This window comes from Emergencia timonensis (assembly GCF_900086585.1).
Classification (GTDB): Bacteria; Bacillota; Clostridia; order Peptostreptococcales; family Anaerovoracaceae; genus Senimuribacter; species Senimuribacter timonensis.
In genome coordinates, this window is the sequence record NZ_FLKM01000009.1 from 256,368 (window position 1) to 281,589 (window position 25,222).

A 25,222-nucleotide genomic window follows, 5' to 3' on the forward strand; every position below is an offset into this window, starting at 1 on the left:
AGTAATCAATAGAGAATCTGAACCTGACCTTAGTTGTGCGAGTTATTTTTCTTAATTTGCATGTGGGTCAGTTTTTTTATGAAGTTGATACAAATAATAAAAATGGAGGTACTGATATGAATAACGGTACAGTAAAATGGTTTAACTCTGATAAAGGATTTGGTTTCATCAAGAATGATAATGGCGGAGAAGATGTATTTGTACATTTCTCATCCATCGTATCTGACGGATTCAAAAGTCTTGACGAAGGACAGAAGGTTTCTTTCGACATCGAAAGCGATCCAAGAAACAGCAGCAAATTGAGAGCGGTCAACGTACAGGCTTGCTAATTTGTGCAAAACAGGTAGTTTGTTATTTTAAATATAGTTTTCAGTACGAGATCTAACCATCCATTTGAATAATTTGTATTTGTAATAAGCACCATCTAAGGCAGCAGCTATAACAGTTGCTGCCTTTTTTTCTATGCTTTTGTTCGTATTACCAAAAAAACATAAAATAATTGTGGCGTACACTTGAAAAGTAGCAGCGCCATGGTACAATATTTTTATTATTAAAGGAGGCTATTGTAATGAATATGAGAAAAGTAGGTATCATCGGAGTGGGACATGTAGGCGCACATGTGGCGCTGAGTCTCGCCATGCAGGGAATCTGCGATGAAATTCAATTATGTGATATAGATGAAGAAAAAATCATCAGCGAACAACAGGATTTACTAGATGCGGTATGCTATTTACCTCATAGAGTGCGAGTGACTTTGGGTAAATATGAAGAATTGGCAGACTGTGACATCATTGTCAGCAGTGTGGGAAAGATCGATGTAGTGACAAAGAACAGGCTTTCGGAGCTGCAGCAGAGTGTCGATATGATCAGAACTTTTGTGCCAAGACTTCGAAAAGCCGGGTTCCAAGGGATCTATCTGAATATCACAAATCCTTGCGATATCATTTCTAATCAGATTCAAAAAGAATCGGGGCTGCCCGCTGCCCGCGTGATTGGAACAGGCACAGGCTTAGACACCTCCAGGTTAAAAGCTGTTCTTGCCAGAGAAACCGGCTTTGACCATAAATCCATCACCACATATATGTTGGGAGAACACGGGGACAGTCAGATGGCGGCCTGGTCTGTAACGGCTTTCGGCGGAAAACCGCTTGCACAGCTGGAAGAAGAGGAGCCAGAACGCTTTGTCTTTGACAAAGAGGTACTGGCAGAAGAAGTCAGAAAGGCAGGCTGGAAAACACTCAATGGAAAAGGCGCTACAGAATTCGGCATTGCCTCGACAGCTGCCAGAATGATTAGCTGCATCTTCCATGATGAGAAACAGATTTTCCCGGCATCCACCTATCTAAACGGAGAATACGGAGAAGCAGGTCTCTATGCCAGCGTGCCTGTAGTCTTGGGAAAGGATGGCGTTGATGAAATCATCAAGTTAAATCTGGATGACAAGGAAATGGGAGAATTTCAGAAGACCTGCAGTGTAATGAAGGAACATATCGCTTTGATAAAATAAACCAGAAGCCTTTGCCATAGTATTGGGAAAGGCTTAATTATTATCATTTCTGCCCTTTTAATCTGCCAAAGCAGAAGCGAGGGTACTTATAAAGGGGTGTTAGTTGACACTAACACCTCGCTGGTATATAATATTTCCAGTTAGATGAAATAGTCTCTGGAAAGGAGAAAAAAATGATACTGTCAGAGCTGAAGAGGGGAGAAAGTGCCAGGATTGTTTCTGTCGGCGGGAGTGGTTCTCTGCGGCAGCACTTCCTCGATATGGGACTGATCCCTGGAAAAACGATCAAGTTTATGAAAGCGGCGCCTATGGGCGATCCGATTGAATATAGAATCCGGGGTTATGAGCTGACCTTGAGATTGGAAGACGCAGCAAAAATAGAAGTACAGCCGGTTTTAGAAGAAGGAAAAGAACACCTGGCTGAATCGAAGGAAAAGAAGATAGAGCATCCGGGTCTGGGAGAAATGGGCAAATACCATGTCAAACAGAAAGGCAGCGCTGCCCCCGACGACCAGCTGCTGACCTTTGGTCTGGCGGGAAATCAAAACTGCGGCAAGACCACTTTGTTTAACCAGCTTACCGGTTCCAACCAGCATGTAGGCAATTTTCCCGGCGTGACGGTGGACCGCAAAGACGGTCAGATCCGCAAGTTCTGCAACACTTTGGTAACGGACTTGCCAGGGATTTATTCCATGTCTCCCTATACCAACGAAGAAATTGTGACGAGAGAGTTCTTTCTGCAGGATAAGCCAAAGGGCATCATCAATATTCTCGATGCGACCAACATCGAGAGAAACCTCTATCTGACCCTGCAGCTCATTGAATTGGATATTCCCATGGTGCTGGCGCTTAACATGATGGACGAGGTTCGTGAAAACGGCGGTACGATCAGAATTAACGAAATGGAAGAAGCGCTGGGCGTGCCGGTCATTCCGATTTCCGCCTCCAGAAACGAGGGGATTGAAGAACTGATCGACCACGCCATGCACGTGGCTCAGTTCCACGAGTGTCCTGGCCGCATGGATTTCTGTGAACCGGAGGGAGAGGACGGCGGCGCAGTGCATCGCTGTCTGCATTCCATCATGCATCTGATTGAAGACCATGCCCAGAAAAGCGGCATTCCGGCCAGATTCGCGGCCAGCAAACTGATTGAAGGCGACGATATCATTCTGGAAAAGCTCAAGTTAGATCAAAACGAGAGAGAACTTCTGGAGCACATTATTCTGCAGCTTGAAAAAGAGAGCGGTATGGACAGGAATGCGGCTCTTGCCAATATGAGATTTGCCTTTATCGACAAGGTCTGCAATGCTACGGTCGTCCGCCCGAAAGAAAGCAAGGAGCATATTCGCAGCCAGTCCATGGATCAGATTCTGACTGGAAAATATACGGCCATCCCCAGCTTCGCGGCGATTATGGCGCTGATTTTCTGGCTGACCTTCGGTGTCATCGGCTCCTTCTTGTCAGATCTGATGGAGCAGGGCATCGGCTGGCTTACGGCAGCCTGTGACAGTGGACTTACTGCGGTAAACGTCAACCCGGTCATCCATTCGCTGATTATCGACGGGGTCTTTGCCGGCGTGGGCAGCGTCCTCAGCTTCCTGCCCATCATCGTGACATTGTTTTTCTTCCTGTCGTTTCTGGAAGACAGCGGCTATATGGCCAGGGTGGCCTTTGTCATGGACAAAATGCTCCGCAAAATCGGCCTTTCGGGGAGGAGTTTTGTGCCGATGATCATCGGCTTTGGCTGCTCGGTGCCTGCCATCATGGCCACGAGGACGCTGCCTTCGGAGCGGGACCGCAAGATGACCATCATGCTGACACCATTCATGAGCTGTTCAGCAAAACTGCCGATCTATGCGTTGCTGACGGCCGCCTTTTTCCCGAAAAACGGGGCGCTGGTGATGACGATCATGTATTTTACCGGCATCGTGGTGGCGATCCTGTATGCGGTATTTCTGGATAAGACGAAATTCAAGGGCGAGCCGGTGCCTTTTGTCATGGAACTGCCCAATTACAGATTTCCGGGGATGAAGAGCGTAGGTCGGTTAATCTGGGATAAGGCAAAGGACTTCATCACCAGAGCGTTTACGGTCATCTTTGTGGCGACCATCATCATCTGGTTCTTACAGACCTTTGACATCCATCTCAACGTAGTGGCTGATTCCAAAGACAGCATGCTGGCTCTGGTGGGCGGCTGGATCGCTCCGATTTTCGAACCGCTGGGATTTGGCGACTGGAGGCTTTCGACGGCGCTGATCACCGGCTTTACAGCGAAGGAAAGCGTGGTCAGCACCATGACGGTTCTGATGGGCGGCAGTACGGCCCTTCTGAAGACACTGTTCACACCGTTCACAGCCATCGTGTTCCTGGTGTTCACACTGCTGTATACTCCTTGTGTAGCGGCTGTATCGGCAGTCAAGCGGGAGCTGGGCGGAAAATGGGCGCTGATTATCGTCATCGCTCAGTGCTTAATCGCCTGGATCGTGGCCTTTGTCGTACATATGGGAGGAAGCCTGATGGGCTTTTAAATGAAAGGGAATGGAATATGGGACTGATCGATATTTTGATTGTTGCAGCAGTTGCGGCTGCGCTGTTCTTTGCTGTCCGGTTCATACGGCGCAGCAAAGGCGGCTGCAGTGGTTGTAATGGCTGCAGCGGAAACTGCGCAAGCTGTGCGTATAGAGAAGAGAAAGGAACCGATGATGAAAAAAGATAAGAATTTGTCCTGTGTGGACTGCGGGGTTCTGCACTGTGATTACCAGAATGCCAGCTATCCGGAATTTTGCCAGACGGAGAAGATGACAGAAGCCAAGCGCGCGGAAATCATGGCGCTCTATGAGGACGAGGAGAACAACAAGGTTATGAAAACCGCCGCTGAAGTCGAATTCGAGGGTTACTGCAAATGGACCAGGGTGCAGGAAATCGTGGAGTTTGCGAAGCGGATGGGATTTCAGAAGATTGGCATCGCAACCTGTGCCGGTCTGATCAGGGAGAGCAGGATTCTTGCTAAAATTCTGCGCAGCCACGATTTTGACGTCTACAGCGCAGTCTGCAAAGTGGGTGCAGTGCCGAAGACCGATGTAGGCATCGACGAAAAGTGCAGCGCCGTGGGGAAGAACATGTGCAATCCGATCACCCAGGCGACGCTGCTCAACGAGGCGGGCACCCAGTTCAACATCGTCATGGGCCTGTGCGTAGGCCATGACAGTCTGTTCTACAAATATTCGGAAGCCTTTGTGACCACCCTGGTAGCCAAGGACAGAGTGACGGGCCACAATCCGGCGGCAGCCCTGTACACGGCAGAGTCCTACTACCAAAAATTATTTGCGGAGAAAGAATAGAGGGGAGACGAACACAAATCCGTCTTTCACAGAATATGATAATACTGAAACCAATTTGATAGGGGAGTAGGTAAATATGATAAGCGTAGCAAATCTGAACGACTTGTTACAAGGGATAACAGATAGAGAGGAACTCATAGAGGTGACTGCATCTTTTGCAGTAGACAGACAGATCTATCTTTCTTATCCTGTTACGATTCGAGGAGCGGAGGGAGCTTTGATAACACTGCAGAGACAGCAGGGCTATACAGGTTCTCTCTTTTATATTGACAGCAATGGGGATTTAACCCTTCAAAATATAACCGTCAACGGCAACAAAGCGGCTGTGACCGCTGGCGTCGACGAATTGATTTCCGTAAGCGGCGGTAAACTGACTTTGAATCAGGCCGTTTTGGAAGAGAACAGAGCCATCTCTGGCGGAGGGGGGCTCTATCTCTCTGACACGGGAGCGGCTTGTCTGATGGAGAACAATGCTGCTATCAGAAACTGCGAGGCAGACGGAGGGGGCGGCGGTGCTTTCATTTCCAACGGCTGTTCACTGACCGCGACAAACTCCGCCATTACGGGCAATATAGGCGTTGGCGGCGGTGGAATCTATGCCATTGGCACCGTGTCTATTGACACGAGCCTCATTTCTGGGAACAGCGCCGGCAGGCAGCCGGGCGGCGGTATTTATGCGGCAGGCAGCTACTGCAAAGTAAGAGTGGAAGCCAGCACCGTCAGCGAAAACACGTCTGCGGATTCTGGCGGCGGCATCTACGGTTACAATGGAGCTGAGATCACCTTAGATTCTAGCACCTTCTTTGGAAATAAAGGAGGCAGCAATGGCGGAGGCATTGGAGTCGCCTCTAGTAATGCGGAAACCAGGCTGACAGCGACGGACTGCAAGATTGACAACAATCAGGCGGTCAGCGGAGGGGGCCTCTATGGTGTCGGCACGCTGACGAATTTATCGCTTGCGGCTTGTACCCTTCACTCGAATCGTGCGACGCTGGGTGGCGGCATCGCTCTTAATCTGGGGGCAGAAGTGACTGTCAGCCAGGGCACCAAAATCGAGGGGAATACAGCGAACAATTTTGGAGGCGGTATCTATATCGACAACGCTTCCACTGCCCATGTGACGGACAGTACGATTTCTGCCAACATCGCCTCTCGCGGAGGCAGCGGCGTTTATAACGGCGGGCGTTTGGGCGTCAAAGGCGCTGTGATGATTACAGACGGCGTCAACATTCCTTCTGCAAGACATCTGGTACAGGTGGAGGGCGCTTTGACATCCGCCCAGATTCAGATTGAAGCGTCTGATTATGTCGCACCTGGCTCCGGCGCACCGATACCGCTGGCACAATCGCAGCCGGAATACCCGACGCTGTCTGCCGCCGACGTAGCGTCTTTTCTGAAGCCTGCAGTGGGATTTCGAAACTGGAAAGTGGAAGCAAATGCTGACGGAACGCAGGTGCTGCTGATTCCATCGGTCGCACCGATACAATACGAGATTTCTTTTCACGGTAATGCGACTTGCTGTACGCCGGCCAGCAATGTACCGGATCCTGTCTATACGGAGGCTGGAGGCAGCGTGATGCTGCCCGATATGAAGCCAAAGAGAAAATGCTACAGTTTTACAGAGTGGAATACGAAGCGCAGCGGCAGTGGGTTTGCTTATTTACCAGGACAGACGATTACTGAAGTCAATGGTAATATCACCCTATATGCCATTTGGCAGCAAAAATTCCTCTGTTCTTCTTGCTGTAAGTGCATGTGCAGGAAAACATTGAGAGGTTAGCACAATAAAAGGGCTTCGTACGCTGTGTACGAAGCCCTTTTTGCATTTATCTATCTCAATAAAGGAAGACTGCCAGTCAGTTTGTTAACCTTTTTCTTTGGCCCGCACATGGCGATGCCGAAGTAGCTGAGATCGCTTTCCGCATTCTTTGCCATCTTTTCTGTAAACTCGTCATAATCGTTGCAGCTCTGGGCAAGGTCGGAAAAATCGACGACGGTTACGTCTTCAAATCCAGGCTCGTAGAGTTTCTGACGAATTTCTTTAATTAACTGCGGATTACCTCTCAGAATCGGAATTGGGATGGCGATAATTCCCATATGAATATTGCCGTCTGCGTCTATGACATCGTCGCCTACAACCTCAGGCATGACTTTGCCAAGTGTTACGCCGAAGATGGCGGCAGTGTTAACAATATTACCCAGTGGAAGGTTTTCATCTATTATCATTACGCATTTTTCATTTTGCAGGTTCATTTTCTTATCCTCTTTTCTCAAATATATCTCGATATACACCAGGGGTTACGCCGATGAACAAACGGAAAAACCGGTTGAAGTGACTTTGATCGGAGAAACCTGTCTGTATTGCGGTATCAATAGGGCTTACGCCTTGTTCCAGCAGTTCCTTTGCCCGGTTGATTCGAATGGTTTCTAGGTATCGGTAAGGGGTGATGCCTTTGGTGCGGGTAAAAGCACGCAGTAACGTGGACTTGCTCAGTGCCGCCGCTTTACAGATGTCGTCCAGGGTCATGTGGGCCGCATAGTTTTCTTCGATAAATCGACAGGCGCTTTCAATTTCGTCCAGGCATTCCGTCTCTTCTTCGGAAAAAGGCTGACTGTACTTCTCTATCAAAAGCGAAATCAGACAGAGCAAAAGTTCTTCTTTTTCAAATTCCTCTGATCCTTCCATAATCATTTCGTTGATGTGATAGATGTGACAGTGAAGCTCTGTGTCAGACACCAGCGGCTGCGTAAAAGAGGGCAGATATGCCGTGCCCGTAATCTCTTCGACCAGCTTTTCCATGACTAACGGACTGATATTCAGGCCATAATAGTTCATAGTGAGATCGCTGATGGGAAGACAGGCGTGGTTCTGTCCTGGATTAAACAGGGTGATATCCCCTGGCTCCAGCTCATATTCCTTGTTTCCACAAGACATTTTTCTCTTTCCTTCCCTGATAAATCCGACGACATAGTGATCGTGGAAGTGATTGGGGAAAGGATGCAGAATTTTTTCAAAGCGATATGCTTCAATTTGCAGTTCTTCATCAAAACAAAAAGTGCGCACTTCTTTTTTCATCAATGTACCTCCGTTATGGAATTGTTCCAATTCACAAGGTGAACTGGAGAGAACTCCTCTGCAGCCACCCTCCAAGAGAACGAGCCGTGCGGTCAAGTTCGATTGGCAAAAGGCCGACTGCTTGATTGTATTGTACCACTACTCAATCCTTTTGGCTTGTACGATATCTTCAATTTTGGTATGATAGATGTAGTAAATTTTAGAAATTAGGGAGATGATACTATGCCTTCAACTTACGCTCACCGCTATTTTGGTGAAGAGGTGAGGTCGCAGCTCACAGGCAGGGCTGCAGAAATAATAGATTACAAGCGGGAACTATTCGATATCGGTCTGCACGGACCGGATATTTTATTTTACCACAAGCCGCTCTTATATAATCAGGTAAATCAACTGGGCCGCGACATGCACAGGGAAAAAGGCAGTCGCTTTTTTACAGATGTTAAGCCTCTGATAGAGACAAATGACGATCCCGATGGCGCGTTATCATATATCCTGGGATTTATCTGTCATTTCGCCTTGGACAGCGTATGCCATCCTTACGTGGATGATGCCATAAGGCAAACCGGCGTACCTCATATGGAAATCGAGGCGGAGTTTGACAAGATGCTGATTCGCCGGGACGGCTTTGACCCTTGGGCCTTGGACAGCGCCAGCCACCTTCACAGCAGTGCGCAGTCGTCAAAGGTCATAGCGCCGCTCTTGGGTGTATCGGAAAGAGACGCCGATATCGCAGTGAAGGATATGAAAAAATATGCCGTCTTTTTTACGACGACAAATCCTGTAACCCGCGGCGTCGTGTTTTTCTTTCTCAAGATCAGTGGATTGTCAAAGAACATCCGCGGTTTGTTCCTCAATAAGACAGATCATCCTAAATGCAAAAAGTGCAGCCTGGTTTTAGGGCAAAAGCTAGAGGAGGCAGTTCCGATTGCAGTGGCTCTAATCGCTAACTATTTGGATTTTTATGAGAATGGCGTCAAGCTGTCTGACCGGTTTGAGCTGACATATGACTGAGGGGATAACAAATGAAAAGTAATCGAATGTTTGGCATCCTGGCGGTCCTCTTAGAAAAGGAAAAGGTGACGGCGAAGGAATTAGCCGCCTATTTTGAAGTTTCTACCCGCACGATACATCGCGATCTGCTGGATTTGGCCAGCGCAGGTTTCCCTGTAGCTTCCAGTCAGGGTGTTGGCGGCGGGATTTCACTTCTTCCGGAATTCAGGTATAATAAAACAGCCCTGAATCATGATGATCGGAGCTTAATTTTAGCAGCAATACAGAGTTTTGCCAGTCTGGACGACAGCGCAAAGGTTAAGACGCTTTTGGCTAAGCTGCGTTTGAGCCAGGACGATCAGATGCTGCTGGAGAATGACATCATTATCGATTTTACCTCCTGGAATCATAACAGCACGATTATAGAGAAAATCAAAACAATTCGGCTGGCCATCGCAGGCCGCTTTTTGTTAGAAATGGAATATTACAGCGGCAGCGGATACCGTCACAGAACGGCGGAACCCTATAAACTGATTTTTAAAGAAGAGAATTGGTATTTACTGGCTTATTGCAGATACAAAGATGCCTTCCGTTTATTCAAGCTGAATCGAATGACAGATCTCAAGGTGACAAGAGAACATTTCGTGGAACGGGAAGATTATGAAATCCCGGCTTTGCGAAGTGATTTTGCCAATGAAGACGGTTGCCTCGTCAAAGTCAGAATGGACAAATCTCTGGAATTTCTGGCAGTTGATTTCTTCGATTCAGAAAACATCACGAGGGATGGAGATGATCTGCTCGTTACCTTTCAAACGGAACGAACAGAATGGGTCATCAGCACTTTTGCCAGCTTTGGCGATAAGGCGGAGATTCTGTCCCCAGACTCTTTGCGGCAGGAGATGAAGCTGTTCTTGTCACAGGCAAAAAAACGCTACGAAATATGACAAGCTGTTGTCTTATTTATGGCTTATACTGGAGATACATATCTGGTTTTATGAAGGAGGGGAAGTATGAGCGTAGAACAACAATACCTTGCAGACGTGGACGCGATTTTGGCTCATCGACACGACAATGGAGCGGATCTTTGGGCAACGGAAGATAAGCGGCTGCTGAAAGGATCGCCTTTTTCCACTTTTGACAGTGTTCTCTATTTGCTGGAGTTAGGAATGGAGCCTGACGAACCGATTCTCAAAGAGGCGGCGAATCTAATTTTCAGCACTTGGCAGGAGGACGGACGGTTCCGGATTTACCCTAAGGGCGGCATCTATCCCTGCCAGACGGCCATTGCGGCCAACGTGCTGTGTCATATGGGATATGTGAATGATGAGAGAATCCAGAAGACGTTGCGCTATTTTTTGGATACGCCCTATCACGATGGCGGCTGGCGATGTAATAAGTTTTCCTTTGGACGTGGGGAAGAGACCGAACACTCCAATCCGCAGCCCACGCTGAATGCCTTGGACGCTTTTCGTTTCAGTCAACACTTGAACAGAGAGCCGGCGCTTGATCGAGCGGTAGAATTTCTTCTGCAGCACTGGGTGACCCGCAAACCCATCGGCCCTTGCCACTACGGCATCGGCACCTTGTTTATGCAGGTGGAGTACCCTTTCCGCAACTACAATCTGTTTGAATATGTCTACGTCTTATCTTTTTATGAGTACGCCAAGAAAGACAGCCGCTTTTTAGAAGCTTTTGAAACGTTGACTTCTAAGACCGTCGATGGACAGATCGTAGTGGAACGGGTGGTTCCCAAGCTGGCGAAGCTCTCTTTTTGCCGGAAGGGCCAGCCCAGCGCCTTGGCGACAAAACGCTACGGCGAGATATTGGAGAACTTGGGGAAGAAGGATATCTGAAAAAGAATCGTTACTGCATCAAAAAATGCCCGAAAAGCATTTGAATTAACATGCTTCGGGCATTTTTTTATTTATGATGAGAGCATTGAGCGCCTAGGCAACCTTGATAAGATGATTCGGGTCGGAAGTTTCGCTGGAATCCTCTGCTGCGACGATTTCTGCTTTCGGTACGCGCAGCGCGCGGATTGCGTTCAGAATTGCGATTACCGCTACGCCCACATCGGCAAAGACTGCCGCCCACATGGAGGCGATTCCCAGCGCGCCGAGGATCAGGACCAAAGCTTTGACGCCGAGGGCAAATACGATATTCTGATGGACGATGCGTAAAGTCTTGCGGGAAATGCGCATTGCCGTTGCAATCTTTGACGGTTCATCGGTCATGATGACCACGTCGGCTGCTTCGATGGCGGCGTCGGAACCAAGTCCGCCCATGGCGATGCCGATATCAGCGCGGGCTAAAACAGGCGCGTCGTTGATACCATCGCCCACAAAGGTCAGCTTGCCTTTGTCGCTGGTTTCGCCGAGCAGCTGTTCCATATGATCCACTTTGCCTGCAGGGAGCAGTTCAGTATAAGCCGCATCCAGTTTCAGTTTTGCTGCCACCTTTTTGCCCACTGCGTCTGCGTCCCCTGTCAGCATGACAGTCTTCTTGACGCCAGAGGCCTTCAAATCTTTGATTGCTGCCGCAGCGTCGGCTTTCACTTCGTCTTCTATCAAAATGGCGCCGGCGTATCTGCCGTCCTCTGCAACGTAGACGAGGGTGCCGGATTCTTCTAATAGCTTAAATGCGATGTTTTGTTCTCTCATCAGCTTTGCATTGCCAGCCAGGATCACTTTGCCGTCCAATTCCGCCTGCACACCAAAGCCGGCGATTTCTTTTACATTTTTGATGCGTCTGCCGTCAATGGCCTTGCCATAGAAGTCTCGAATAGATCTGGAAATAGGATGGGTGGAATCCTTTTCTGCATAAGCCGCCAGTTCAATCAATTTCTCTTTTGTAATATCCTGAGGATAAAGACCACTGACTGCAAAGGATCCCTTTGTCAATGTGCCAGTCTTGTCAAAGACGACAGTTTCTGTCTTTGCCAAGGCTTCCAGATAGTTGCTGCCTTTAATCAATACGCCGCATTTGGACGCGCCGCCGATGCCGCCAAAGAAGCTGAGGGGCACGGAAATGACCAGGGCACAAGGACAGGAAATGACCAGGAACGTCAAGGCTCGTTCAATCCAGATGGCAAAGCTCTGACCGCTGATCAGCGGAGGCAGCACAGCCAGAATCACTGCGGCGATAACGACTAGGGGCGTGTAGTATCTTGCAAAGCGAGTGATGAAAGCTTCTGACTTGGACTTTTTGCTGCTGGCGTTTTCCACCAGGTCGAGGATCTTGGCTACTGTAGATTCACCGTAGATTTTGGAAACTCTCACCTGCAGCGTGCCGGACTGATTGATGCAGCCGCTGATGACGTCTTCTCCAGCGGCGACTTCGCGAGGCAGAGATTCGCCGGTCAGGGCGGATGTGTCTAAAGAAGAAGTTCCCTCGATGATGGTGCCGTCGAGAGGAATCCGTTCACCGGCTCTGACTACGATGGTTTCGCCAATCTGCACTTCTTCAGGGTCCACTTGTTCTATGCCGCCGCTGCGGATTACGTTGGCGGAATCCGGCCTGATATCCATCAGGCTGCTGATGGAACGGCGGGACTTATTGACCGCATAGCTCTGGAACCATTCGCCGACCTGATAGAACAGCATGACGGCGACGCCTTCCGAGTATTCGTTTAAGCAGAGCGCACCGACGGTGGCGACTGTCATTAGAAAGTTTTCGTCAAAGACCTGGCCGTGAAGAATGTTGGTCACTGCTTTCCACACGATGTCCCAGCCGATGAGGGCATAACATAGAAGGAATGCTGCCATTTCCACAGCCGGACTGAGGGGCAGCGCGGCTGCCAGCAGGAAAAGCACGGCAGCAGATACGATGCGGGCAAGTTGTTTTTTCTGTTTCTTCGTCATAATATTTCCTCCTTTTAGAGTTTGACTGTAACATCTGGTTCGATTTTTTTGACGATTTTGACTGCTTCCGTCAGCACCTGGTCAAAATATTCATCGTCAGCTTCCAGTATCATCTTCTGACTCATGAAGTTTATACTGGCATCATCGACACCGTCTAACTTTTTAACTGCATTTTCAATTTTTGCTGCGCAGTGTGCGCAGTCCAGATCGATTAATTTGATCGTCTTTTTCATGATATATATCTCCCTTCGAAATAGAAAATTTGCATTAAATTCGATTAAATAATTGCTTAATCGTTTGTATGATGCTACTATAAATCATATGGGCGAAAAGGTCAATGGGATTTTCCGATTTGTGTCCGAATGGAGCGGGAACCGGTCTAAATGGAGTGTATATTGATTGGAGGCCTTGTCAGATGGGTAGAATAAACGTAGGAATGGAATAGGAGGAGGTTTATATGAATGCTATGACAGCTCCGAAATATCGTGTAATTTCAGGGGGAAAGGCTGCAGCGCCGGAGGTTTTGGCCGATTATAAACGAAGATATCGCTTTGGCACAGGCGCGGAGTCTGGCATTATGGAAGTCTTTTCCGTTCTGCCTGGAGTAGAACTGATTTACGACGATTTCTCCATGAAGGAACAGCCCCATGCCGTGGAGGTGGAAGGTCATCTTCTAAAAATCAATTATTGTCACCAGGGACGGCAGGAGTGCCGATGGGTCTGTAACGATTATCTCTATTTGGGGCCAGGGGACCTCTGCATTACCCGAATGGAAAATGACGAACCGCCGCTGACCTTCCCAACGGAGCGATATCGAGGCATTGCTGTCGTATTGGATTTAGACGTGCTGCAGGAAGAGCCGCTGCCTATTTTGGGCAATCATATGACAGGGCTGGCCGATAAATTTTGTCCGGGTCATCATTTTTTCACTATGAGAGCAAATGCGCATATCAGCCATATTTTCAGTGAACTCTACGACATTCCCGAAGAGGTGAGGGCGGAATATTTTCAGATTAAAGTCTTGGAGCTGCTGATGTTCCTGTGGCTGGTGAATCCAGATGCAGAGCGTCGGATTGACAAGATCACCAGGGGACAGATCGAGGTGATAAAGGCAGTGAAGGACAGAATTTGTGAGGATCTGACCCGGGAAGTCACCATCGAAGCGCTCTCCAGAGAGTTCTGTATCAGTCCTACTGCTCTGAAAAACAACTTCAAGATCGTCTATAATACTTCGGTGAAGAAATATCTGCGCAAAGTCCGCATGGAGCGGGGTGCGCAGCTTTTACGCATTGGGAATACGCCGGTGGCTGAAATTGCCGCCCAGGTTGGATATGCAAACCAAAGTAAATTTGCCTCTGCTTTTAAAGAACAGTTCGGACTTTCGCCGGTAGAGTATCGAAAAAAATGCGCTCATGAAGGGACGGAATAAAACTTGTGTTACGATGTAGTTGTACTTTTTGGGGCAGTTGAAGCAATCTTGCGTAACTGCCTGAACGAAAAATGAGAAAAACAGGGGGGTATCTGATGATTCTGGTTATTTTTTAGCGCAAAATAACGCCTTCGGAAACTGAAAAACTAGTTTGAAAGTAACCAGAGGATTTAGATTCTGTTATTTTTAGTCAATCTGAAAATACTTGATCGTGTATGACTGCTTTTAATCGTCTAATTTTACGGCAGAGTTACGCGAGAAGTCCCAAAAACGGTCAAAAAGTACAACTCTATTGTAAAACTTCGAGGGCATATACCCCTATACCGTATATTTGCCGAGGCTGTTGTTCTTCGTTTCTATATGATGCAGCTTTGTACAAAGGCGGCAATCAAATTTTGCTGGGTTTTGTCTTGCGGCATGTGCTCAGGGTGCCACTGTACGGCAATGCCGAAGCCGTAATCGGCAATTTCCAGTGCTTCTACAAAACCATCCTCGCTCCTTGCGACTGCACGCAAGCCTGCTCCAACGCGGTCCACTGCCTGATGGTGAAGACTGTTGACAGAGGCAACGTCGCGGTCCAAGACAGCGGCTAACTGCGAGTGAGAATCCAATTTGACAAGGTGACTTCCGTAATTCTTGCGCAAAATATCAAAATGTTTCTCCTGCTGCATCTTGCGAATATCCTGTGTCAGTGTTCCGCCAAAGCAGACGTTGACCATCTGCATGCCTCGGCAAATTCCTAAAATCGGTTTGCCTGTATTAAAAAACGCCTTTAATATCATCGGTTCAGCCAGATCCCGCACCGGATCTGGTTTTCCGCATTTTTGAGTCCTTTGCCTGCCATATAAGGCAGGATCGATGTCTGCACCGCCTGCAAGCAATAAGCCGTCTGAGTCCAGAGCTTCTTTGACCGCAGATTCCGGATCTGTCAAATCAATCCATCTTGCCGCAGCGTCAGCACGCTGCAGACTCCGCACATACTTTCTTTTTAAATATTTCTGATAGGGACTGTTTCCCGTCTCCGGTATGGCAATTACGACTGGCTTCATATGATACTCCTTATTTTATATTTTCATCATTCTATCACTTTTTTTAGCAAATGCAAATCTTTAAAAATGAAAATACCTCAAAATCATGTCTCGTTACAATGACGTTAACTCTATCGCTCAAGACCCTTACTGCATACCCTCATCCCCCTATATATTCCAAATCCATCCGCAATATATGAGCTGATAGATATTTTCAAAACTCCAGCACAAGGAAAGTGAATTTTTCAAGGAATACTTCCTTGATTTATTCGAATTGAAGATTCATTGTAGAAAGGTGTATGATTTTGTCGAAAGAGGTGAGATGATGAACAATATGAAGCTAAACACAAATATGGAAAATCTAAGGGATATCTACAAAGAGATTGCTGAGAAAACAGATATTGACACTGCCCACAAGATTTATTGCGCCTTTGCCGGTGTTCAAGTCTGTTTTCCAAAAAAGTTCTACACTTTGGAATATGTGAAATCACAAATCCGAACCCAATATGCTGCAGGAACCAGCATTAAAGAGTTGACGAGGCGGTACAACTATTCTGAACGGTGGATCAGGAAAATTCTGAGTGAAGGCAGATTGGAGGATGCAAAATGAAAAAAGACGTAGCTTTGATCCTAGTCGTTATGTTGGTCGTATTTTCCATATGTGCTTGTTCAGTTCCAGCAAAGGGGACTGCTGAAGAAAAGCTGGACGTGCAGGAAAGACCGGAGGGAAATTACATAAAAACTGCCAAAAAATTTACAAAAGATCTTGGATGCCAGGCGTTGATCCTCGTTAGGAAAGCTTTAGGGGTACGGGTTTTTCAATCGGACAATGCCGTTGAAAACGATGAGAGCTATTTAGCAGATCTGGCCGACTCCATTTCTGATAAAGGACGTGCATTTGCCTGCGACACGGGCTTACTTTCTCTGTATCGCAGCTTTTGTTTATACAGTCCGTTTTCCCTGCTTCTGTAGGGCGGAACAATTAATTCGCTGCTTTATGCTGGTTTGCAGCATAGTTTTAATACAATAAAGGGGTTTTATCGTGATAATATAAAAGCAGCGAATTATGCTTATGGCTCGCATTTACCATGAAATAAAAAGAAAGGGTAGCTTTGCCAGGGTGGTGCTCTTCAATAGAAAATAGCAATTTATATTAAGACTGCCTTGAAAAAGCGTGTTATAATGATACAACATTGTGAACGGAGAGTGTGACGATGGAAAACAAAAAAACGATTGAAAAAGTAATTGAATATATAGAAGACAATTTAGACAACCAATTAAACTTGGATGATATTGCTAAAGAGGCCGCGTATTCTAAATTTCACCTGAACAGAGTGTTCTTAGAGTGTGTTGGCTGCACTATTTATCAATATATTCAAAGGCGCAGACTCACTGTAGCAGCCGAAAAACTTGTTTATACAAAAAAGCCCATCATAGAAATTGCATATGAGGCAAATTATAGCTCACAGGAATCATTTACTTATGCATTTCGTCAATTATATGGGTGTCCCCCGCAAGAATATAGAAATCAGAAAGTCTATATTCCCAAACTCAATAAAGCTGAGCTGAACTGTAAACTGGTTATGCGTTATCATCCTACTATGAAATGTGAGGTCATTGCTGCATGAGTACAGTACCGTATACTATCGAAGAAACGAGCAGGGGAGAAAGAAGTTACGACATCTATTCCAGACTGCTATCTGATAGAATTATCTTTTTGGGGGAGGATGTGAACGATGCAACTGCCAGTTTGCTAACTGCGCAATTGTTGTTTTTGGAGGAACAAGATCCTGATAAGGATATAAAACTTTACATTAACAGTCCGGGCGGCTCTGTGACGGCGGGTTTTGCGATATTCGATACAATGAATTATATTAAATGTGACGTATCTACAATCTGTATTGGACTTGCAGCAAGCTTCGGGGCTTTTTTGTTGGCGGCTGGTACGAAGGGTAAACGATTTGCGCTGCCAAATGCTGAAATTATGATCCATCAGCCCGCCGTTTCCGGAAGCATCAAAGGTTCTGCCAGCGACATTAAGATCATGTCGGACCATATGCAAAAGAATAAGCAGCGATTAAATCAATTCCTTTCAAAAAACACTGGAAGGACAATCGAAGAAATAGAGCGTGATACAGAGCGGGATCATTTTATGACAGCAGAGGAAGCAAAAGCATATGGCTTAATTGATACGGTTATTTCTAAACGTCGGTAAGGGAATACGGCAAACAGAAAAGGATATCAGGCTTTATATCAGAATCCTTTACGCGTCTATTGACAAAAACTTTAATTGACAAAAGTATAGGGGAAGGCTATAATCAGAGTAACATACATGCGTATGTACAGGAGGTGATTGATATGCCAAGACACGATCCCGATCAAAAAACAAAGCAGAATATATTGGAAGCGGCGATGCGCCTTTTTGCTGAAAAAGGACTGGAAAATGTGAACGTCGAAGATGTTGTAAAGGAAGTTGGTGTAACACGGGGCGCATTTTACCATTATTTCAAATCCCGAGAAGAATTGATCGGTAGTGTTATGTATAAATCTTTTGAAGAAGATAACCCGTACCTGCTCGCTGATAAACAAGAGGGACTGAATGCCCTCGAAAAACTGCGATTTGCAGCGAAGCTCAGTTTACGTGATCATATGAATATCAGCGACAGCATGAGGGCACAGATGGAGAAGTTAGCAAACAACCCTGTTGTTTTCAAAAACGAGATGATTTTCCAAATAAATGTCATGGCGCCATATATGGAGAAACTATTGAAGGAGGGAAACAAAGACGGCTCCATGAATGTGGTTTTTCCCAAGCAGGCATCACAGACGATTGCGTGGCTCACTGCCTCGTGGCTTACCCCTTACGCATTTGAAGTGTCTTATGAGGAATATGTCGACAAAGTTTTGTTCTTTGAACAACTCTCTGCATCACTTGGTGTTCCCGTAATGGATGAGGAAATGAAAGAGATTTATTTCACAATCGGTAGGCATGAGTTTTATAAAAAATAGAAAATATTTGGTAACGATAAAATCCTTTTTCCAGCCGGAAAGGCCCATGAAATCAGCATTTTTGCTGTGTGCAATACAACATGGCAGGGCTACAATGGTGCCCGAATGGTGCCCAAGTGAACAAACTGGGTTATGAACAGTAGTAAGAAGAAATGAGCCGTTTGACATTTCCACGTGCAAATATTAGAATGAAAGACGCTAGTTATATGTTTGTATGTCTTAGGCGGATAAGGCGAAATACAGATTGTTTATATTAGGTTTGGGAGGGTAGCTATGAATTATTTAGATTTCATTCTTGAAAATGGTGAAGCTTGGTTGCAATATGCTGTGAAACTGAATGTTTTAGGCGAAAGTAAAGATAGTTTGAAAGAGCTAAGAGAGCAAGCATTGTCCGACCCGAAAATCAAGACATATCTTTCCGACGTTTCAGATTTTCATAATTGCCTTGTGACCAATCATAAAAATCCCGATTTACCTATGCACAAATTATTGTTTTTACTTGAGCTTGGCTTTGATATTGACATTCCGGAGATACAATCCGGCGTGGATAAAATTTTAGAACACGTTGATGAATATGGTGTTTATCAATCGTCGACAAATATTCCAAAACACTACGGCGGTCTTGGCGAGGACACCTTTGGTTGGTGCCTATGTGATGCCCCATTGTTGCTACTTTTATTGCTTAAGGCAAACGTTGACTATGATAAACATATCAAGCGTGGTGTAGAGTACCTTTTAAGTTTTTATAAAGAGGGCGGATTTCCTTGCACCGTTTCTAAGGAGCATGGAAAGTTCAGAGGTCCGGGGCGCAAGGACGATTGTTGCCCTTATGCAACACTGATAATGCTAAAGCTACTTTCCCATATAGAAAAGTACAAAGAAAGTGAGATTGCACAAAAAATTGCACAGAACTTGCTTTCTCTGTGGGAGGACAGCTTGGACAAGCACCCATACATGTTCTATATGGGAACTGACTTTAGAAAACTGAAAGCTCCTGCAATGTGGTACGATATTGTGGGTGTTGTTGATGTTTTAAGCCATTTGGATTGTATTAAAGATGACGAGCGTTTTACTCAAATGGTTATGATTATAAAATCCAAACAAGATGAGAATGGTTTGTTTACATCCGAAGCTACATATCAAAAGTTTAAGGGCTGGGATTTCGGGCAAAAGAAACAGCCATCACCGTATCTGACCTATCTCTGCAACCAAATTTTACTGCGGATAGGATTATGAGCATTTTACGCAGTGCGCTTTATAGGTATAAGATGTATTGCCCATTTTATTGTTTTGAGTGGGATTGGGATTCCCGCCGCGTATGGAAACAGACCCGGCATGAGACGGGGTTCAGCCGCTTGCGCCGTCTGCCTATGAAACGATTTGTCGCCTTATGATAGCTGATTTAGCTATATAGGCAATAAAAAATAAATTATAAATCTACTGCCTTTCAATAGGCAGTAAAATTTTCAGCATTAACATACATACGTATGTATATTAAAGGAGGATAACTATGTCTGAAAAAATTATTGAAGTATCTGGTCTGCAAAAATCCTATAAGGGAAACCATGTTTTACAAGATGTCAGTTTTACCGTAGATAAAGGTAGTATTTTTTCCCTGCTCGGCTCAAATGGTGCTGGAAAAACGACAGTAATCAAAATTCTCTCCACATTACTGAAATCTGACGGTGGCAGCGCTGCTATCCATGGATTTGACGTCGCGGCAAATGGTGCTGATGTGCGTGAGTGCATCAGTCTGACCGGGCAATTTGTGGCAGTAGATGAAGTTTTGACTGGCAGAGAAAATCTAACGCTGATCGGACAACTGAAACGTTTGCCGAACCTCAAAAGCACCGTAAACCAGTGGCTGGCTTTTTCGAGATTAGAAGATGCTGCGGATAGAAGAGTGTCTACCTATTCGGGAGGTATGCGGCGCCGCCTTGATATTGCAATGAGCCTTATGGGAAATCCCGATGTGCTTTTCCTTGACGAACCGACAACCGGCCTTGACCCACAAAACCGTATTGCCATGTGGGATTTGGTAAAGAATCTGGCAAAGACAGGGACAACTGTATTCCTCACAACACAATATTTAGAAGAAGCAGAATATCTTGCGGATACGATTGCTATTTTACATGATGGTAAAATCATTGCAGAGGGCACGCCTAAGTATCTGAAGGAAATAATGCCCGAGAGAGGCGTGCGGCTTAATTTTGACAGCGAGATAAAAGCCAATACTGCGATAAAGCTCTTGACCGAAAATGGAATTTCGGCCGACAGTATAGAACAAAACTTACCCTCATTAGAAGACGTATTTTTAACACTCATTGATGAAAAAAAGGAGAGAAAACAACATGAAAAAATCTAAAAAAAATATATTTCTTGATACATGGGTCATGTTCAAACGCTGCTTAACGATTTCTCTGCGAAATCCTGAAACACTCCTGACGGCAACGCTAATACCTTTTTGCTTAATTCTCTTATTTGGGACGGTATTTGGCAGCATATCCGATGTAGGGGATTATGATTACATTGATTTTATCGTGCCGGGAATTATTCTGCAAAGTATCGCTCAAGCGTCTCAATACTCGGCAATGAATGTTACGGCTGACATGACAAAGGGAATTATTGACCGTTTTCGCTGTATGTCAGTTTCAAAATCTGCTGTGCTGATTGGACATACAGGTGCAGGAGTGATACGAGGGATCATTTCAAGTGCCATCATTGTGGCAACGGCTCCTATTCTTGGCTTCAGACCACATGCGGGGCTTGCAGATTGGCTTTTGTTTATAGCGCTCCTTGTGCTGATAAATATTACATTTACACTAATTGCTGTACTTTGCGGCACGATTTCAAAGACGGTAGAAGGAGCCACTGGATTGCTGTTCCCCCTCTTTATCCTGCCCTTTATGAGTTCCGGATTTGCTCCCGTCGACACTCTGCCGAGCGGTATCGGCTGGTTTGCCGCGATACAGCCCATGACACCGATGATTGATAGTTTGAGGGCCTTGACATTTGATCTGCCTTTGGGGAATCGTTTATGGCTGACACTCGCCTGGTGCATGGCTTTAGGTATTGTAAGTTTTGCCGTTTCAATGCGGACATACAACCGCAAATAAGCATAAAGGTAAATGGAAGCTAATTTTGTGAAGACGGATTTTTTTATGTCAGAGAGAGCGATTTATGGTATAATGGTTCCACAATCTTACGGCTTCGCCGAGTAGTAGGAACCATTGAATCACGTGCTGCGATACTATTTTTGGTGGAATGCACGTGGTATAATGAACGCACAATCTTACAGCGTTGCTGCAAGGAAGCGTACATTGAATCATGGCCCTCTATTCTGTTTCAAGTGGAATGGCCATGGTATAATGGTTCCACAATCTTACGGCTTCGCCGAGTAGTAGGAACCATTGAATCACGTGCCGCGATTCTATTTTTAGTGGAATGCACGTGGTACAGTTATATCGGAAATTATTGTTTTAAATGAGGTGTTTCATGAATAATCTGTTCGGAAAATCGCTGCGATCTCAAATGGAAAAGGCGGGAATCAAGGAGAGTGAATTGGCTGATGCGCTCAGTTATGATACGACCTATATCAGCAAGTGGATTAACGGGAGCAAGCTGCCGTCGGTCAGAAATGCAGAGCGGATTCTGGGGCAGATGGCGGATTTTTTTGCTGACCATCCGGGTAAAGGCGATACTGCGGACAGAGAGCGTCGGTGGCAGAACAGTTTTAAAGAATTAAAAAAGGCCTATGACAGTGATAGCAGCTATCTGACTTTTCAATCCCACAGCAATAACCAGATGTCTTTCTTAGACAGCCCGAAGATGCTCATCGACCTGACTCGTGATGCCTTCATGCAGGCTCTGGAAAATTCCGACGGCAGTATTTCGGTCATGGCCACCTTTGATCTTTTCCGGCTATATAGCGGTGAGTTCAAACGCCTGATGCAGGAATTGCACGAAGCCGGTGTAAAGCGGGTGGAACTGAAATTGGCTCTTTTTCCAGAAGACCTGGCGGAAGACTATCATTTTTATGCGGCAAACATTCTGAACATCATCGGCTATCTCGATTACATAGAGATGTCCATCGTCTGCCAAAAACCGGAACAGCCTCATATTCTGGTCATTGACAAGCTGCTCTGCGTGCAGGTCCTTTGGAATATGCAAGGAGAGCTGGCGGCAGTCTTTTCCATGGAAGAAAAGATTATCGAGCGGTTCTCAGAGAGGTGCAGGCAGATTCTCGAGACGTCAGAGAAACTTCTCGATCCTGCCGAACCAGAGAGCCTTAAGCGAACCAATGTGCAGTTGGACTCTTATTCGGACAAACGACAGTGGTTGTTCTTCAACGAGCCGCCTGCCATGCTGTTTCCAGAAGACATCATGGATCAATTCATCAAAGAGGCAGAAGATGAAGCCTATGCCAGCTACCTGATTAAGCTTAAAAATATTTTTATGAAACGCACTTGTAAATCGGAAATTGATCTTGTTCTCTATTCCTCCATGATTAACAAATACCTTTCAGACGGAAATGTCAGCGTGGGCAATGTCAGTCATCAATTGAGTGAGGAGCAGACTCGCAGCCACCTGGCGTATCTCAGCGAAGTCATGAAAACAAACCCTGATTTTGCCATCTATCTGATTCGCGATACCGTCGTGCTCAGCGAAGAACTGCGGAACTGTCCTTCTATATTTATCGACTCCTATTCGCTGTATATAGAAAATTCGCAGAAGGGATCCAACGATAATTTCCACATCTCTATGGACCCGCGAATGCGCAGTGCATTCCAGCAGTTCTTCGAAAGGATGCTGGGGCAGCCTTATTGTACCAGATTGACCGCAGAGGATCTGCTGAGATATCTGTGATTTTGTGCGAAGATCACCATAGAGCACCTGCTTTCTACAGACTTGAATTTCTTGAATTCAAGTCTGTTTTTATTTTAACAAATGCATTCAAAGGGGTTCAATTGAAAAGAAAGGGTCCGGCATATATACTTTAATTAGAAAATTAAGAAATTTAAGAAAGAGGAGGATATGACATGGAAGACAAGAAAGTAAGTATTAGCCAAGTGATTGCTATCGGCGGAGCCTTTATGGGTTTTGTCATCGGCTCCAGCTTTGCATCAGGCCAGGAATGCATGCAGTATTTCACGGGTTTTGGTCTGCTGAAGAGCGTGGGCGCAGGAATTATCGCACTTATTCTTTATGCATGGTTTGTCAGCGTCATTGTTGAAGATGGAAGATATCTCAAATTAAACAACTCAGGGAAGATGTTCAACTTCTACCTGGGAAAGTATCTCGGATTTGTATTGGAGTGGTTTACACCGATTATGCTGTTCTTCGTCTATTCGATGATGATTTCGGGAGCAGGTTCCACCTTTGAAGAGTATTACGGCGTAGACGGCAACATCGGCCGCGCCATCATGATTATCGCTTCATTGGGCACCGTTCTGCTGGGGCTCGACAAGCTGGTCAAAATCGTCGGCTATATTGCACCGGTTCTGCTGGTCGTAACCATGGTCATCGGCGTACTGTCTATCGTTAACAATCCAGAGGGTATCGCACAGGCGGACCAAAATCTGACGGAAGTAACAGTGAACACCAACTTCAACTTCTGGGCATTGTCAGGACTCATGTACGCAGCTTACACCGTTACGGGCGTTGTACCGTATTTGGCTGACATCGGAAAATCCACCGCGACGAACAAGAAGAACTCCCTTCTGGGCGGACTCTTTGGCGGCGGCGCATTCCTAATTGCAGTCATGATTCTGAACTTCGGACTTTTGGCTAACATCAAAGACGTCTACAACCTGGAGATTCCATCTCTGTTCGTAGCAGCCACTATCAGTCCGGTATTCGGCAACATTTTCTCCATTTTGCTGCTTTTGGGAATCTACACGACGGCAGTTCCAATGCTGTACACTGTCTGCAACAAGATTTCATCTAATTCCAAAAGCATGGCGTACAGAATTACGGCTGTTGTCACAGCAATCGTCAGCATTTTCGGCGGACAGCTGTCCTTCTCCACGATGATTAGCATCATCTATCCGATTTCAGGATATGCGGGCATTGTCATCTTCGCCGGAATGATCTATACAAAGTACATCAAAAAGAGAAAATATGAGGACTTTGACGAAAACGACGTTCTCATCAAAAACATTTAACAGGAGGGTATTATGAACAAAGTATTAGTAACTGGCGGCACCCAGGGTGTGGGTCTGGAAACTGTAAAACTATTATTAGAGCAGGGATACGAGGTACATATCACTTACCGCAAATCTGCAGGGAAAGCAGAAGAGCTGATGCAGGAGAATCCGGGCAGAGTATTTGCGCACAAACTGGACCAGGGAAATTTAGAAGAAATTGAAAAGGCTGATTTCCTCACAGAACATGAATGGTATGGCGTCATCTTCAACGCAGCGCTGGGTTCCGGCACTGTCAAAGAGTATGCAGAACAGGGCGATCCGCTGAAGGCTGCAAATGATATCGCCATGATGACGGTAAACGCTCTCGGACCTCTATGGATTTACAAGAAAATCCAGCCGGTCATTGAGGCAAAGACAGATAAGACAAAATTGGTCTTCATCTCCTCTGTCGGCGGCGGCATCGCATGCTTCCCGAAATTTACCTTGAGCGACGGCATGAGCAAATGTGCAGTGGCTTATCTGGCAAAACAGATTGCTGCTGAAAACACTCATACGCCGATCGACGTATTCTGTGTCAGCCCGGGCGCTATCGAGACACCGATGTTCTACTCCAGCACACTGAAGGGCATGTCACCGGAAGAGAGAAAGGCCTTTGACGAGGCGCAGTCAAAGAAGAGACTGATTCAGCCAGAGGAAATTGCAAATCTGCTCACTTACCTTCTCAGAGACGAGTCCACGATCCTTCACGGCGGAAACATCGACGCCACCATGGGCCTTGGCACACGTCCTGGCATCCAGACAGAAGCAGGACTGGAACACAATTAAGATAGGAAGAG

26 protein-coding genes are annotated in these 25,222 nt (G+C 46.1%); 21 read left to right on the top strand and 5 right to left on the bottom strand.

Annotation, left to right across the window (positions count from 1 at the left end; genetic code table 11):
- The first annotated feature begins 116 nt into the window (after positions 1–116).
- The 6 genes from BN6539_RS12105 (at position 117) to BN6539_RS12125 (ending at position 6,628) form a co-directional block, all read left to right on the top strand.
- Complete coding sequence (locus BN6539_RS12105; protein WP_067538722.1) at positions 117–329, top strand: cold-shock protein; 213 nt, start codon at positions 117–119, stop codon at positions 327–329.
- A gap of 239 nt (positions 330–568) precedes the next feature.
- Positions 569–1,507, top strand: coding sequence for an L-lactate dehydrogenase (locus BN6539_RS12110; RefSeq protein WP_067538736.1), 939 nt, complete (start codon positions 569–571; stop codon positions 1,505–1,507).
- A gap of 173 nt (positions 1,508–1,680) precedes the next feature.
- Positions 1,681–4,035: a ferrous iron transport protein B gene (feoB, locus tag BN6539_RS12115; protein ID WP_067538739.1), complete on the top strand. Its 2,355-nt coding sequence runs from the start codon at positions 1,681–1,683 to the stop codon at positions 4,033–4,035.
- Positions 4,036–4,052: 17 nt separating this feature from the next.
- On the top strand, positions 4,053–4,223 hold the full coding sequence (locus BN6539_RS22630; protein WP_187375495.1) for a FeoB-associated Cys-rich membrane protein: 171 nt from the start codon (positions 4,053–4,055) through the stop codon (positions 4,221–4,223).
- Positions 4,207–4,848, top strand: a complete 642-nt coding sequence (locus BN6539_RS12120; RefSeq protein ID WP_148484487.1) for a DUF1847 domain-containing protein — start codon at positions 4,207–4,209, stop codon at positions 4,846–4,848. Before BN6539_RS22630 ends, BN6539_RS12120 begins: the two co-directional genes overlap by 17 nt.
- A 76-nt stretch (positions 4,849–4,924) precedes the next feature.
- The gene (locus BN6539_RS12125) at positions 4,925–6,628 is read left to right on the top strand and encodes an InlB B-repeat-containing protein (protein WP_067538745.1); all 1,704 of its coding nucleotides are present in this window, start codon (positions 4,925–4,927) and stop codon (positions 6,626–6,628) included.
- Positions 6,629–6,678: 50 nt separating this feature from the next.
- Here the strand turns inward: BN6539_RS12125 and BN6539_RS12130 are convergent, their stop codons facing one another.
- Together BN6539_RS12130 and BN6539_RS12135 are read right to left on the bottom strand one after the other, a co-directional pair.
- Positions 6,679–7,074, bottom strand: coding sequence for a DUF2000 domain-containing protein (locus BN6539_RS12130; protein ID WP_330385084.1), 396 nt, complete (start codon positions 7,072–7,074; stop codon positions 6,679–6,681).
- Positions 7,075–7,105: 31 nt separating this feature from the next.
- Positions 7,106–7,924 (bottom strand): helix-turn-helix domain-containing protein, encoded by an 819-nt coding sequence (locus tag BN6539_RS12135; protein WP_067538765.1) that lies wholly within the window; start codon positions 7,922–7,924, stop codon positions 7,106–7,108.
- Between the two features lie 222 nt (positions 7,925–8,146).
- Here BN6539_RS12135 and BN6539_RS12140 point away from each other — a divergent pair, with 222 nt between their 5' ends.
- From BN6539_RS12140 to BN6539_RS12150, 3 genes are all read left to right on the top strand, one after another.
- On the top strand, positions 8,147–8,935 hold the full coding sequence (locus tag BN6539_RS12140) for a zinc dependent phospholipase C family protein (protein ID WP_067538773.1): 789 nt from the start codon (positions 8,147–8,149) through the stop codon (positions 8,933–8,935).
- 11 nt (positions 8,936–8,946) lie between these two features.
- Positions 8,947–9,858 carry a helix-turn-helix transcriptional regulator gene (locus BN6539_RS12145; protein WP_067538776.1) on the top strand — a complete coding sequence of 304 codons (912 nt, stop codon included), beginning with the start codon at positions 8,947–8,949 and terminating at the stop codon, positions 9,856–9,858.
- A gap of 66 nt (positions 9,859–9,924) precedes the next feature.
- Entirely contained in the window at positions 9,925–10,767 is an 843-nt protein-coding gene (locus BN6539_RS12150; protein ID WP_067538779.1) for a prenyltransferase/squalene oxidase repeat-containing protein, read from the top strand.
- Positions 10,768–10,860: 93 nt separating this feature from the next.
- On the opposite strand, the gene BN6539_RS12155 is transcribed toward BN6539_RS12150, so the two are convergent.
- Together BN6539_RS12155 and BN6539_RS12160 are read right to left on the bottom strand one after the other, a co-directional pair.
- Complete coding sequence (locus tag BN6539_RS12155; RefSeq protein WP_067538782.1) at positions 10,861–12,774, bottom strand: heavy metal translocating P-type ATPase; 1,914 nt, start codon at positions 12,772–12,774, stop codon at positions 10,861–10,863.
- Between the two features lie 14 nt (positions 12,775–12,788).
- On the bottom strand, positions 12,789–13,007 hold the full coding sequence (locus tag BN6539_RS12160; RefSeq protein WP_067538785.1) for a heavy-metal-associated domain-containing protein: 219 nt from the start codon (positions 13,005–13,007) through the stop codon (positions 12,789–12,791).
- A gap of 224 nt (positions 13,008–13,231) precedes the next feature.
- Here BN6539_RS12160 and BN6539_RS12165 point away from each other — a divergent pair, with 224 nt between their 5' ends.
- Positions 13,232–14,203, top strand: a complete 972-nt coding sequence (locus tag BN6539_RS12165; protein WP_067538797.1) for a helix-turn-helix transcriptional regulator — start codon at positions 13,232–13,234, stop codon at positions 14,201–14,203.
- A gap of 356 nt (positions 14,204–14,559) precedes the next feature.
- Here the strand turns inward: BN6539_RS12165 and BN6539_RS12170 are convergent, their stop codons facing one another.
- A complete protein-coding gene (locus BN6539_RS12170; protein ID WP_067538800.1) occupies positions 14,560–15,252 on the bottom strand; it encodes a gamma-glutamyl-gamma-aminobutyrate hydrolase family protein in 693 nt (230 codons plus the stop codon).
- A 301-nt stretch (positions 15,253–15,553) separates the two neighbouring features.
- Here BN6539_RS12170 and BN6539_RS12175 point away from each other — a divergent pair, with 301 nt between their 5' ends.
- From BN6539_RS12175 to BN6539_RS12225, 11 genes are all read left to right on the top strand, one after another.
- On the top strand, positions 15,554–15,841 hold the full coding sequence (locus BN6539_RS12175; RefSeq protein WP_082907500.1) for a Mor transcription activator family protein: 288 nt from the start codon (positions 15,554–15,556) through the stop codon (positions 15,839–15,841).
- Positions 15,838–16,203, top strand: a complete 366-nt coding sequence (locus BN6539_RS12180) for a hypothetical protein (protein WP_067538807.1) — start codon at positions 15,838–15,840, stop codon at positions 16,201–16,203. The genes BN6539_RS12175 and BN6539_RS12180 overlap by 4 nt, the downstream gene beginning before the upstream one ends.
- Before the next feature lie 242 nt (positions 16,204–16,445).
- Positions 16,446–16,859 carry a helix-turn-helix domain-containing protein gene (locus BN6539_RS12185; RefSeq protein ID WP_067538811.1) on the top strand — a complete coding sequence of 138 codons (414 nt, stop codon included), beginning with the start codon at positions 16,446–16,448 and terminating at the stop codon, positions 16,857–16,859.
- Positions 16,856–17,446, top strand: a complete 591-nt coding sequence (locus BN6539_RS12190; RefSeq protein WP_067538819.1) for an ATP-dependent Clp protease proteolytic subunit — start codon at positions 16,856–16,858, stop codon at positions 17,444–17,446. Before BN6539_RS12185 ends, BN6539_RS12190 begins: the two co-directional genes overlap by 4 nt.
- 143 nt (positions 17,447–17,589) lie before the next feature.
- On the top strand, positions 17,590–18,240 hold the full coding sequence (locus BN6539_RS12195) for a TetR/AcrR family transcriptional regulator (RefSeq protein WP_067538827.1): 651 nt from the start codon (positions 17,590–17,592) through the stop codon (positions 18,238–18,240).
- 273 nt (positions 18,241–18,513) lie between these two features.
- Entirely contained in the window at positions 18,514–19,476 is a 963-nt protein-coding gene (locus BN6539_RS12200; RefSeq protein ID WP_067538838.1) for a hypothetical protein, read from the top strand.
- A 274-nt stretch (positions 19,477–19,750) separates the two neighbouring features.
- Complete coding sequence (locus tag BN6539_RS12205) at positions 19,751–20,605, top strand: ABC transporter ATP-binding protein (RefSeq protein ID WP_067538841.1); 855 nt, start codon at positions 19,751–19,753, stop codon at positions 20,603–20,605.
- The gene (locus BN6539_RS12210) at positions 20,592–21,356 is read left to right on the top strand and encodes an ABC transporter permease (RefSeq protein ID WP_067538851.1); all 765 of its coding nucleotides are present in this window, start codon (positions 20,592–20,594) and stop codon (positions 21,354–21,356) included. Before BN6539_RS12205 ends, BN6539_RS12210 begins: the two co-directional genes overlap by 14 nt.
- A gap of 379 nt (positions 21,357–21,735) precedes the next feature.
- Positions 21,736–23,106, top strand: a complete 1,371-nt coding sequence (locus BN6539_RS12215; RefSeq protein WP_067538853.1) for a helix-turn-helix domain-containing protein — start codon at positions 21,736–21,738, stop codon at positions 23,104–23,106.
- Between the two features lie 173 nt (positions 23,107–23,279).
- The gene (locus BN6539_RS12220; RefSeq protein ID WP_067538858.1) at positions 23,280–24,404 is read left to right on the top strand and encodes a YkvI family membrane protein; all 1,125 of its coding nucleotides are present in this window, start codon (positions 23,280–23,282) and stop codon (positions 24,402–24,404) included.
- Positions 24,405–24,416: 12 nt separating this feature from the next.
- Positions 24,417–25,211 carry an SDR family oxidoreductase gene (locus tag BN6539_RS12225; RefSeq protein WP_067538862.1) on the top strand — a complete coding sequence of 265 codons (795 nt, stop codon included), beginning with the start codon at positions 24,417–24,419 and terminating at the stop codon, positions 25,209–25,211.
- Positions 25,212–25,222 lie beyond the last annotated feature (11 nt).